This is a genomic window from Paenibacillus sp. D51F, assembly GCF_053345695.1.
This window is the reverse complement of sequence record NZ_JBKFAO010000001.1, coordinates 472915-484632: the sequence shown is the minus strand read 5'-3', so window position 1 is coordinate 484632 and position 11718 is coordinate 472915. Positions and strand designations below refer to the sequence as shown.

Sequence of the window (11718 nt, the reverse complement as noted above, 5' to 3'; positions counted from 1 at the left end):
TCTTGTTGGAAGCATCATCACCACCGGAAACGGCCAAGCGCTCCTATGCGCTCGCCGTGCTGCTCGTGCTGCTCACGGCCAGCCTCATCGGCAACGTGTTCTTGTTCTCCCTGCATCTTCAAGACAAGCAGCAGGAACGCGTGGACCAAGGAAAGACGATCCTGCAAAGCATGGGCGGGACGAGCCGGGCTTTGTCGAATCTCGCGGCTCTGCTGCCTGCGTTGGAAGAAAAAAGCGGGGCGGACAAAGACCAGGCCATCTATGATGCGGGAGCCTTTTTCCTGGGCCAGTCCGGTTCGTTCCTGACATTGATGGACAAAGGCAAGGAATTCAGCGCGGATGCTGCCAAGTGGCCGGCGGATTACAAGCAGTCGGCCATTGCGTTCGTGGATAAGGCCGGAAAGGTTGCCGTCTCCGGTACCAAGGAGGATATAGCTCGTCTTGCGCAGACGGCCAAGGAGCTGGCTCAGCTGCTCGGGGGCGTCGACTTTTCGATCGACAGCAAGGAACGCGCGCTGACGATTCAAGCCGAGAAAGGCTGGCCTGACATCTGCCTGCAAATGCTGATGGTCATGGAAGCATACTTGAAAAGCTGATGACTAAGCTCGGCTTCTTCGCGAAAGGGCGGCCCGTAGGCTGCTTTTTCTGCTTTATGCCCCTCGCGCCAGGCGCGCGGCATGTCGGCGGCCGCCGTTTTTTTCCGGCGATTCTCTTCATTTATCGGGACAAATAACCATCTGCCCGTGGGCTGCATAGGATAAAGCAGAACCTATGAGGAGTTGGTCTTCTTTGGAACCTGTCAATCCTGTTGCGACGACGCTGCCTGCCGCGCATCATAAAACTTCTACGGCGCCGGCCGCAAAGCCGTCTACGATGCCCGTCATGCCGGAGCCGTCGATTCCAGCGCCGATGCCGGCGGCTCCGCCGGTCATGAATACGACGATCAACGTGCTGGTCATGGAAAAGCCGGAGATGAAGCATTTCTGCGACAACCACAAATACCGGTACGTTCTTGCCCACACGAAAGACGGCTGGTGCTGCGACGGCTTCATCGAGCATTATGACGACGAGTATGTCTGCCTTGCCATCCCATGCGACATGGGCGAAGTCCATCCGCGCGCATTCGGACCGGGCTTCGGGCCGGGCTTCGGACCTTATCCGCCGCTGTATCCATATCCATACTACCCGCGCCGCCGCTTCGCGCGCGCCGTATTCCCGCTGGCTGCCCTTGCCGGCATTACGCTGCTGCCCTTCCTGTAGTCTCCGGCATTCCGTTCGCAACGGCCGCGAAGCCGCCCCAAGCCGGCTTCGCGCTTCTTCTCCGGCATGGAAGGACGAGCCTTGGGAGGCCCGATGGGGCCGGCATGGATTGCGGAGGAGAAAGGCCGCATGCCGTTCCCGAAAAAGCTTCTCAACTTCATTAGACGGCAAGCCTCTTTTGCGCTACAATAGGGGGATCAAGGTCTGGAGACGAAGGAGCTGTCGGGAGCTGTGAGCGATTGTATATTTTGCAAGATCGTTGAAGGAACCATTCCCTCCACCAAAGTCTATGAAAGCGCCAATGTTCTTGCTTTCCGCGATATCATGCCTGCGGCGCCCGTACATATTCTGGTCATCCCCAAACGCCATATACCGACGATGAACGACGTGCTCCCCGAGGACGGAGGGCTCATCGCCGAATTGGTCCAGACGGCCGCGTCGCTTGCAAAGGAAGAGGGCATCGACGAGTCGGGCTACCGTCTGATCAACAACTGCAACGCCGACGGAGGGCAGACGGCTTACCATCTGCATTTCCATCTGCTTGGCGGCCGCAAATTAGGCGCTTTGGTGGAAGGACACTCGAGTTGACACCGGCTTTCTCTTTGAATTATAATGAAGATTGATAAGCCGTGTTCATGCTCTGGACCGTCTGTTTCGGAGGGAGGGATAACAAGTGTCTGAAACGAAAGTTCGCAAAAATGAGACCATCGATGCTGCACTCCGCCGCTTCAAGCGTTCCATTGCTAAGGACGGTGTCCTTGCAGAGGTCAAGAAGCGCAAGCATTACGAGAAGCCGAGCGTTAAGCGCAAGAAAAAATCCGAGGCTGCGCGTAAGAGAAAGTTTTAGGAGGATCCTTCCGATATGAACCTGAGCGAACGATTGAACGACGATATGAAGCAAGCCATGAAGAATCAGGACAAGTTCAGACTCACTACGATTCGAATGGTGCGCGCCGCAGTGAAGAACCTGGAGATCGACCTCAAGCGTCCGCTTGAAGACGAAGAGGTTCTTGACATTGTGAGTCGTGAGATCAAACAGCGTAAAGATTCCCTCCAAGAATTTCAAAAAGCGGGCCGCGAAGATCTTGCAAAAGATGTCGCAGCAGAAATTGATATTATTAGTGTTTACCTTCCCACGCAGCTGACCGAAGAAGAAATCAAAGCAATAGTAGAGCAGACCATCCAGGAAACCGGTGCTTCTTCCAAGGCCGAGATGGGTAAAGTCATGAGCGCCCTTATGCCTAAGGTCAAGGGACGCGCTGACGGTAAGCTAGTAAACCAAACGGTACTGCAATTTCTGCCCTAACTCGGACCACTCAGACACTCCCCTCCGGGGAGTGTTTTTTGGTTTCAACGGGGAAATGCTTGTCATGCGGGACTCATACACGCCATACAGCTACTTATAGCGGTATTTGCGCCGAATTTAAGCGAAACCAACCGCATTCGGCCAACGTATGTAAAAGGTATACGAATAAAAGGTTACCAATTGAAACAAGGGGGTGTTTCAGTGGGAATAGGAAAAAAAGCAGGGCAGGCGATCGAATCAAGATTTCGATACGAAAAGGCAAAGGAGTCCGGCCATTCTCATTTCTCCGGGTTCAAGAAAATGATGGCTCTAACTGCGGCAGGGCTGCTCTTGCTGCCGTCCCAAGGGTTTGCGTCGGAATCCGGCATGCTCCTTGGTGCCCAGGCGGAGCCGGCAGGCAGCTGGCTGTCGAGTCCAGCGGTGGCGGCGATCCTGCTCTTCATCGGATTTGCCGGGACGATGCTGGCGCTGCTGCTGTCGGGCTTCGCTGCTCCGGGCCTGATCGGCATCGCGGCATTCGGACTCTTTTTCCTTGGTGCCCATCAGGCGGGATACAGCGACGGTTATGACGTCTTCTTCTTTATTCTAGGCGTTTTGCTGCTGGCGCTCGAGCTGTTCGTGCCGAGCTTCGGCATTTTGGGCATACTGGGAGCATTGGCTTTGTTCCGAGCGGTTCTGATGAGCTTCGAGGACAGCTTCACCGCGGTCGTCTGCATGCTTACCGCGCTTGCCCTCGCGGTCATTGTTGTAACCGCTGTAGCGCGGCGTTTCAGGGACCGGGGCATATGGAACCGGTTTGTTCTGCGGGACAGACTTACATCCGAGGAAGGGTTTCTGCCCGCCGCCTCCAAGGAGCAGCTGCTGGGACAGCGCGGCATTACCATTACTCCGCTTCGTCCTGCAGGAATCGTAGAGATTGGCGGGGAAAGAATCGACGTCGTGACTTCCGGCGAGTTCATCGCCCAGCACGCCTCGGTTCGGGTATCGCGCGTCGAAGGCACCCGCGTCATCGTCAAGGAATCAACGAATAACGACCAATAAAGGAGTCGATGGAATGGACTATAGTTCCGTAGGGTATGTAATTGCCGCAATTTTGGTTATCGTCGTCATCGCATTGTTTCTGAGTTTCTTTCCCGTCATGCTGTGGATCTCGGCGCTCGCTTCGGGCGTGCGGATCTCGATCCTCACGCTGTTCGCGATGCGCTTGCGCCGCGTAACGCCAAGCCGGATCGTCAATCCGATGATCAAGGCGACGAAGGCCGGTCTCGGCCTGTCGATCAATCAGCTCGAGAGCCATTACTTGGCCGGGGGCAACGTCGACCGTGTCGTCAATGCCCTCATTGCCGCGCAGCGCGCCAATATCGAGCTCGAATTCGCCCGCGCCGCCGCCATCGATCTGGCCGGCCGCGATGTGCTGCTCGCCGTGCAGATGAGCGTCAACCCGAAAGTCATTGAAACGCCTACCGTCGCTGCTGTCGCCAAGGACGGCATCGAAGTGAAAGTCAAAGCCCGCGTAACGGTGCGCGCCAACATCGAGCGCCTCGTCGGCGGCGCCGGCGAAGAGACGATCATCGCCCGTGTCGGCGAGGGCATCGTTACGACCGTAGGCTCCTCGAATTCCCATAAGGACGTTCTGGAGAATCCGGATCTAATTTCCCGCACCGTGCTCGGCAAAGGCCTTGACGCCGGAACGGCTTTCGAAATTCTGTCGATCGATATCGCGGACGTCGACGTAGGCAAGAACATCGGGGCGAACCTGCAGACCGAGCAAGCGGAAGCCGACAAGCGCATCGCCCAGGCGAAGGCGGAGGAACGACGCGCGATGGCGGTTGCCCAGGAGCAGGAAATGAGGGCGAAGGTCGTCGAGATGAGAGCCCGCGTCGTGGAATCCGAATCGCAGGTTCCGCTCGCCATGGCCGATGCCCTCAAGTCAGGCAAAATCGGCGTGATGGATTACATGAACCTCAAAAATATCGAAGCGGATACCCAAATGAGAGGCAGCATCGCAAAACCGGAAGGCGGAGCGGACGACGGCAAGCAGGACCGCTGATCCCATGCCTGCTTTTCTTCCAGAGGAGGTGGGTACCTGCCCGTGGACAACAATCCAATCGAAGCTTTGATCCGCTTTATCGTAGAGCACATTTATCTCGTCTTTATTGTCGGCGGCGTCATCTGGTCGATTTTCAGCAAAATGGCGAAGCCAGGCGCCGGGCCTGGTCCCGGACCGCAGCGGCGGCCGTCGGGAATGCCTGATTTCGGAGGGGGCGGCATGCCGCAGCGCACATCGGGTCCCCTGCAGCGCACCGAGGTCCCGGCACAGCGTCCGGAACCCCCCGTTCCGGGGCCGGCCCGTCCGCCTTCAGTTTCCGCTCGTCCATCGTCCGCCGGCCCGCTCGGACGTGCCGCAGATCGCCGTACGGGCTCCATGGAGCCTTCCGAGGAAGGCCTGAGCGGCGGCGAAGGGAGATCGTCCGAATGGGCGGAGCCCTGGACAGATGCTCCCGCTTTTCCCGAAGCATTGCCTTCCGTACGCAGAGGCGAGCTCGACGACCGGAGCATGGACGGCTCCAGGCGTCAGCCGCTGCGCCAGCAGCAGGCTTCGCCTCACGAAGCTGAGGCCGCGCGCGCTTCCGGCCTGACAGGGGAAGAGATAAGACAGGCGGTGCTGTGGGCCGAAATCATCGGACCGCCGCGCTCCCGCAAGCCTTACCGCCGCTAAGCCGTTCAGCTTGATGTCCTGCCTAAGGCCGCAGCATGGAGAACATCCATGCTGCGGCCTTTTTGCCATGGACAAGGGATGAACGTCATCGCACCGTTGCGGAGCAAAGCTCGCGAGATGCGCCGCCCCGGCCTTCGAACTGATCCGGCAACATGTCTCCAAGCCGCTCTCGTCCGTTCATAATCGGGCCGCTCCCTGCATACTTTTTAAGAAGAAAAGACAGCGGATGGATGCAGGCATTCTGTTCTACTCTTCGCAAAGCAGCGGCCTTCCGCCCTTATTGCCGGCGGCGAAGCCGATGTCCTTGCAGAGAAAAGCTGTACGGAGGGAGAATGGACACCTCAATGGGCAAGCTGAGCCGAAGAATGCGCAAATGGACGGCCGATATCCTCGATCTGCCCCAGGATGTGGCCTATGATCTTCCCCGGATGATCATGATCGGGGACCGTCAGCTTTATATTGAAAACCACCGCGGCGTGATTCATTTCTCGTCGGAGCAGCTTAGGCTCAAGCTCAGCAAGGGAGAGCTCGAAGTCAACGGGATGGACCTCATCATCCGTACGATCTGGACGGAAGAGGTGTTCATCGAGGGCAGAATCACTTCCGTAAACCTGAAGGACGGGGAGGGAAAACGATGAATGAGGGATGGTTGCCGCGGCTGCGGGGAATCGTCACGGTGCGGCTGCGCGGTGGCGCCCAGGAAGAGCTCGTCAACGACTGCTTGAAGGACGGGCTGGCGCTGTGGTCGATCCGGCGGACAAGCCCGGAGGAAATGGAGTTTGCCGTGCAGGTGCCGGACTTCTTCCGGCTGAAGCCGTATTTGAAGCGGACGGGCTGCCGGATTCATGTGACGCGGCGGCGGGGGCTGCCGTTCTGGCTTCGCAAAGCGGCGAAGCGCAAGTTTTTTGCGGCCGGCATCGTCCTCTTTTTCGCGACGATGTTCCTGCTCTCTTCTCTGGTATGGACGATCGAGGTGCGGGGGACGGAGCGGATCAAGCAAGAGGATCTGCTTGCCGCGGCGAAGGCGGAAGGGGTGTATCCGTTCCAATGGTCCTGGAAGCTTCCCGAGCCCAGCCTGCTGGCGGCCAAGCTGTCGGCGCGCTTGCCGGATGCGGCATGGATCGGCGTGGAGAAAAAAGGGACAAGAATCATTTTCCAGGTGGTGGAGTCCAAGCGTCCCGATGCCGCCAAGCTGAACAGCCCGCGCCATATCATCGCATCCTCGGATGCGGTCGTGACCCGCATCATCGCCGATAAGGGAAGGCCGGTCGTCCGAGTCAATACCAAGGTGAAGAAGGGCCAGACCTTGATTTCCGGTACGATCGGAGAACCGCCCAATACGGCTACCGTCGTTGCCGATGGAGAGGTGCGCGGCCTCGTCTGGCATGAATATGCGATCGTTTCTCCGCTAAGCATCCAGACCCATGTCTATACCGGGGAGAGCAAGACAAAATGGTCGGTTGTCCTGTTCGGCAGGGCGCTGCAGGTGAGCGGGTTCGGAGCCAACCCCTTTGCCCAGTCGCAGACGCAGGAGAAGCAGGAGAATCTGGGCTGGCGGGGACTGAGGCTGCCGGCAGGACGGCTCAAGGAGACGGTCATGGAAACCCGGGTGGAAGAGAAGACGCTTACCCGGGAGGAGGCCGTGCAGGCGGGCATAGAGAGAGCAAAAGCGGATCTGATGTCGAAGGCGGGGGCGGATGCTGTCGTGAAGGAGCAAAAAATTTTGCATGAGAAGACGGACAATGGTAAAGTTTATATGAAAGTTCTGTTGGAAGTGGACCAATCGATCGTGAAGGAAATGCCACTAGTTCAGATGCAAGGAGAATGAGGAACGCTTGCCAACTGAGACGAAAACCGCCAAGATCGTGTTAGACAACGCTGCGGAAGGGCTTGCTTTGTTCGGTCCCCGCGATCACTATTTGAGAATGATTGAAGCTCTGACGTCCTCGCAGATCCGGTCCCGCGATGCCGAAGTCGTCATCAGCGGGCCGGCCGAAGAGGTCGATTCCCTGGAGCAGCTCTATTCCGTCCTGCTTCAGCTCTTCCGAGGGGGCTACACCCCGAGCGAGAGAGATATCATGTACGCTTTCGAATTGTCCCGCACGCTTGAAGCCGACCAGCTGCTTGACTTGTTCAAGACGGAGCTGACGACGACTTTCCGCGGCAAGCCGATTCGGGTCAAGACTTTGGGCCAGCGCCATTACGTCAAGATGATCAAGGCCAGGGACGTCGTGTTCGGCATCGGACCGGCCGGCACGGGCAAAACCTACCTGGCTGTCGTCATGGCTGTCGCTGCGCTGAAGGAAGGCGCGGTCAAAAGAATTCTGCTTACCCGTCCTGCCGTCGAGGCGGGCGAGAATCTCGGCTTCCTTCCCGGCGACCTGCAGGAGAAGGTGGACCCGTACTTGCGCCCGCTCTACGACGCGCTGCATGACGTCATGGGGCCGGAGGCGACCGCCAAGGCGTTCGAGCGGGGAATCATCGAGATCGCGCCGCTCGCGTACATGCGCGGACGGACTTTGGACGACTCCTACATCATTCTGGACGAGGCCCAGAATACGACTCCCGAGCAGATGAAAATGTTTCTGACGAGGCTTGGCTTCGGATCCAAGATGATCGTAACGGGCGACGTCACCCAGATCGACCTTCCGAGAGGCAAGAAATCCGGTCTCAAGGAAGCGCAGCGCATCCTTACGGACATTCCGGAGATCGGCTTCATCCAATTCGTGGAGCAGGATGTCGTCCGGCATTCCCTTGTGCAGAAAATCATCATGGCCTACAATGAGGATGCTGAAATCCAAGCATAGAGAGGACTGTTGGCGGCATGGACCGGAAAAGGGAAGACAGCCGGAATCCGGCTGAGCAGCCTTCATGGATCTATAAATGGAAGCAGAGCCCAGTAATTCGAACGGGGCTCTGCATTTTGTTCGTGCTGCTGTTCTACTTCAACTTGTCCCCGCATCTTGTTCCGGAGACGTACAACATCACCCTGGATCAAGCGAGCGACCGCGACATCGTCGCTTCCAAAACCGTGGAGGACAAGATCGCCACGAAGCGGGCGCAGGAGCAGGCCGCCGAGTCGGTGGAGCCGATCTCCAGCTCTCTGCCGCTCAAGCCGGATTCCATTCTCAACCGGGTGTTCAACCGGATCGAGCTGCTGAATCAGGATGAGGGCGTCACCGAAAGCAACAAGATCGACATCTACCGGAGCGAAATTCCGAGCTACTACAGCGAATACTTGGACGAGTTCAGCCGCCTGAACCAAGGCAAGCCGGGAATCAGCGATACGCTGCTGGAGGAGATGGCCAAAGCCGCCAAGGCGCAAGCCTACGCCGTCCCTGCCGAAGTGTTCTACAAGCTTCCGAGCCTGACCTCGGCCCAGATCGCGGAGATGAGGCAGGTCGGAGTGACCGTCGTCCGCAAGCTGTCGGCCGATCCGATCCGGGAAGCCGAGACGGCGCGCGCCAAGGTGGCCGAGCTCGTGAACGCCAGCTCGCTCACGCAGCGCACGACCCGCGAGATCGTGCAGGAGCTCGCCCGCATGTCGCTCATGCCGAACAAGTTCCCGGACAACGCGGCGACCGAGGAAGCCAGGAATCTCGCGAGAGAGAACACGACCCCCGTCATGATCAAGGAAGGCGGCATCATCGTCAAGAAAGGCGAGGTCGTCGGCAAGGAGAAATACGACATGCTGGCGGGAGCGGGCATGCTCGGCGGGCAGCGCACCTACTGGCCGCAGCTTGGGCTTTTGCTGGCGAGCGTCCTGTTCGTGCTCATGATCATGGTCTACTTGCAGCAGTCCGGAAGCATCAGCGGCGTGAAGCCCCGCTACAACAACATGCATCTATTCATGCTGTGGCTGATCAATCTGCTCAATCTGGCCTTGATGCAGGCAGCGGGGCTTACGCAGTCGGCTTCAATGCCTTACGCGGCCTACATCGCTCCGGCAGCCGTCGGCACGATGCTCATCACGCTGCTGCTCGACAAGCAGCTGGCGATCGTCAGCTCATTCCTGTTCGCCATCATGGGCAGCGTCATCTTCAACGCCGACCAGAACACGCTGTTCGACTTCCGGTACGGCTTCGTCATCAGCGTCGTCTCGTTCAGCGCGATCTTCAGCGTTCACCGCGCGAGCCAGCGCTCGACGATTCTGAAGGCGGGCATCATGGCGAGCCTGTTCGGGACGGTGTCGGTACTGGCGATCCTCCTGCTGGGCGATCTGCCGGAGCGCAAGGACATCCTGTACTCGCTCGGCTTTGCCTTCGGCAGCGGACTCGTCACCGCCGTGCTCGTCATCGGGCTGATGCCGTTCTTCGAGCTTACGTTCGGCATCCTGTCCGCGCTGAAGCTCGTGGAGCTCTCGAATCCGAACCATCCTCTGCTCCGCAAGCTGCTGACGGAGACTCCGGGTACGTACCATCACAGCGTAATGGTCGGCAACCTGTCGGAGGCGGCGGCGGAGGCGATCGGGGCAGACGGGCTGTTATGCCGGGTAGGGTCGTTCTATCACGACATCGGCAAGACCAAGCGGCCCAACTACTTCATCGAAAATCAGACGAACATCGACAATCCGCATGATTCCATCGATCCAAAGCTGAGCAAGTCGATCATTACGGCGCATGCCAGAGACGGAGTGGAAATGCTGAAGGCTCATAACATGCCGAAGCCGATCCGCGATATCGCGGAGCAGCATCACGGCACGACGTCGCTGAAGTTCTTTTATTTCAAGGCGGTCAAGGAAGCGGAGGCGGAAGGAAAGGAAATCGCCTTCACGGAGGATGATTTCCGGTATCCGGGGCCGAAGGCGCAGTCCAAGGAGGCCGCGATCGTCGGCATCGCCGACTGCGTGGAAGCCGCCGTACGGAGCCTGCGCAACCCGACGATGGAGAACATCGAGTCGATGATCCACAAAATCATCAAGAGCCGGCTGGACGACAATCAATTCAATGAATGCGACCTGACGCTCAAGGAGCTGGACCGGATCGCCCAGACGCTCAAGGAAGCTGTCATCGGCATCTTCCACTCGCGGATAGAATACCCGGAAGACGTGAAACCAAAGGAGAAGCTGGCATGAGTCTGAAATTGGAATGGAGCAGCGAGCAGGAAGCGTTCGATATCCCCGCGGAGTGGGGACAGAGGCTGGAGCAGCTGCTGCAGCTTGCAGGAGAAGCCGAGGGAATGACGGAGGGCGAGGTTGTCGTCACGTTCGTGGACAACGCCCGCATTCATGAGCTCAACAAGGAATACCGCGGCATCGACCGTCCGACGGACGTTCTCAGCTTCGCCATGCAGGAGGATGGGGAGGACGAGCCGGAAATCGTATTCGAGGTCGAGGACGAGAGCGAGCCGCTGCCTTACCCGGACTCGCTTGGCGATATCGTGATATCCGTCGAGACGGCTCGGAGCCAGGCGGAGGAATACGGACATTCCCTGGAGAGGGAGATCGGCTTTCTGTTCGTGCATGGCTTTCTTCACCTGATCGGATACGACCATCAGGACGAGGAAGCGGAGGCGGTCATGACGGCCAAGCAGGAAGCCGTCCTGCAGAAGGCCGGCCTCCCCCGGACGTAGAAGGACATGAGACGCTTTCTTGCCAGCCTGGGGCTCGCGGGATCGGGCATCGGCCATGCGGTTCGCACCGAACGTCACATGAGAGCGCATCTCTTCATGTTCGTGCTGGCGATGGCCTTGGCTTCCTGCCTTGGACTCAAGCGGACGGAGTGGGCGCTGCTGCTGCTGGTATCCGCCCTCGTGCTGGCAGCGGAGCTGATCAATACCGCCATCGAGAGGGCGGTCGACCTGGCTTGCGGCGGCGAGCTTCATCCGCTGGCCAAGCTGGCGAAGGATACGGCATCCGGCGCGGTGCTGGTCTGCGCGGCAGCGGCAGCGGCGGTCGGCATCATCATCATGGGGCCGCCGCTGTGGCGGCTGCTCGTGACATAAGAAGAACCGGGGTTATATTCCCCCATAAGGAGATTAGGAAGCTAGATGAAGGCAGATCCGGTAATTGAGCAACTGAGTGAGCAGCTGTATGAATCGGCGCGCGAAGCGATGAGCAGGGCATACGTACCTTATTCCCATTTTCAGGTCGGAGCCGCGTTGCTCGATGAGCATGGCCATATTCATCTTGGCTGCAACATTGAAAATGGCGCCTACAGCCCCGGCAACTGCGCGGAGCGCACCGCGTTGTTCCGCGCCGTCGCCGACGGCTGCGCGCCGAAAAGCTTCAAGGCGATTCTTGTCATCGGCGATACGCCGGGGCCGATCTCGCCATGCGGCGTATGCCGCCAAGTGCTGTCGGAGCTGTGCGCTCCGGACATGCCGGTCATCATGACCAATCTGTCCGGCTCCAGAAGCGTCATGACGGTTGCCGAGCTTCTGCCCGGCGCTTTCTCTCTGGAAGAGAGCCGGAACAAGAAGGAGGACAACTAAG

The 11718-nt window shown here is 58.7% G+C and carries 15 protein-coding genes; all 15 read left to right on the top strand.

Going from position 1 to position 11718, the window contains the following annotated elements:
* Window positions 1-5 precede the first annotated feature (5 nt).
* The 15 genes from ACLBWT_RS02365 (at window position 6) to cdd (ending at window position 11717) form a co-directional block, all read left to right on the top strand.
* On the top strand, window positions 6-596 hold the full coding sequence (locus ACLBWT_RS02365) for a hypothetical protein (protein ID WP_447661466.1): 591 nt from the start codon (window positions 6-8) through the stop codon (window positions 594-596).
* Between the two features lie 193 nt (window positions 597-789).
* Window positions 790-1260: a hypothetical protein gene (locus ACLBWT_RS02360; protein ID WP_447661465.1), complete on the top strand. Its 471-nt coding sequence runs from the start codon at window positions 790-792 to the stop codon at window positions 1258-1260.
* Between the two features lie 231 nt (window positions 1261-1491).
* Window positions 1492-1848, top strand: a complete 357-nt coding sequence (locus ACLBWT_RS02355) for a histidine triad nucleotide-binding protein (protein WP_049867688.1) — start codon at window positions 1492-1494, stop codon at window positions 1846-1848.
* An 85-nt stretch (window positions 1849-1933) separates the two neighbouring features.
* Window positions 1934-2107 carry a 30S ribosomal protein S21 gene (gene rpsU, locus ACLBWT_RS02350; RefSeq protein ID WP_005547957.1) on the top strand — a complete coding sequence of 58 codons (174 nt, stop codon included), beginning with the start codon at window positions 1934-1936 and terminating at the stop codon, window positions 2105-2107.
* Window positions 2108-2122: 15 nt separating this feature from the next.
* A complete protein-coding gene (locus tag ACLBWT_RS02345; protein ID WP_021881737.1) occupies window positions 2123-2566 on the top strand; it encodes a GatB/YqeY domain-containing protein in 444 nt (147 codons plus the stop codon).
* 300 nt (window positions 2567-2866) lie between these two features.
* Window positions 2867-3607, top strand: coding sequence for an NfeD family protein (locus ACLBWT_RS02340; protein WP_157060191.1), 741 nt, complete (start codon window positions 2867-2869; stop codon window positions 3605-3607).
* Window positions 3608-3620: 13 nt separating this feature from the next.
* Complete coding sequence (gene floA / locus ACLBWT_RS02335; protein ID WP_048744630.1) at window positions 3621-4616, top strand: flotillin-like protein FloA; 996 nt, start codon at window positions 3621-3623, stop codon at window positions 4614-4616.
* Window positions 4617-4658: 42 nt separating this feature from the next.
* Window positions 4659-5285 carry a hypothetical protein gene (locus ACLBWT_RS02330; RefSeq protein ID WP_048744632.1) on the top strand — a complete coding sequence of 209 codons (627 nt, stop codon included), beginning with the start codon at window positions 4659-4661 and terminating at the stop codon, window positions 5283-5285.
* 344 nt (window positions 5286-5629) lie between these two features.
* A complete protein-coding gene (gene yqfC / locus ACLBWT_RS02325) occupies window positions 5630-5923 on the top strand; it encodes a sporulation protein YqfC (RefSeq protein ID WP_048744633.1) in 294 nt (97 codons plus the stop codon).
* Window positions 5920-7113, top strand: coding sequence for a sporulation protein YqfD (yqfD, locus tag ACLBWT_RS02320; RefSeq protein ID WP_048744634.1), 1194 nt, complete (start codon window positions 5920-5922; stop codon window positions 7111-7113). Before yqfC ends, yqfD begins: the two co-directional genes overlap by 4 nt.
* Before the next feature lie 7 nt (window positions 7114-7120).
* Window positions 7121-8092: a PhoH family protein gene (locus ACLBWT_RS02315; RefSeq protein WP_021877527.1), complete on the top strand. Its 972-nt coding sequence runs from the start codon at window positions 7121-7123 to the stop codon at window positions 8090-8092.
* Window positions 8093-8109: 17 nt separating this feature from the next.
* On the top strand, window positions 8110-10359 hold the full coding sequence (locus tag ACLBWT_RS02310; RefSeq protein ID WP_049867682.1) for an HD family phosphohydrolase: 2250 nt from the start codon (window positions 8110-8112) through the stop codon (window positions 10357-10359).
* Complete coding sequence (ybeY, locus tag ACLBWT_RS02305; RefSeq protein WP_021877525.1) at window positions 10356-10856, top strand: rRNA maturation RNase YbeY; 501 nt, start codon at window positions 10356-10358, stop codon at window positions 10854-10856. Before ACLBWT_RS02310 ends, ybeY begins: the two co-directional genes overlap by 4 nt.
* Window positions 10857-10862: 6 nt before the next feature.
* Window positions 10863-11228 (top strand): diacylglycerol kinase, encoded by a 366-nt coding sequence (locus ACLBWT_RS02300; protein ID WP_021877524.1) that lies wholly within the window; start codon window positions 10863-10865, stop codon window positions 11226-11228.
* A gap of 45 nt (window positions 11229-11273) precedes the next feature.
* Window positions 11274-11717, top strand: coding sequence for a cytidine deaminase (gene cdd, locus ACLBWT_RS02295; RefSeq protein ID WP_048749905.1), 444 nt, complete (start codon window positions 11274-11276; stop codon window positions 11715-11717).
* The last annotated feature ends 1 nt before the right edge of the window (window position 11718 follow it).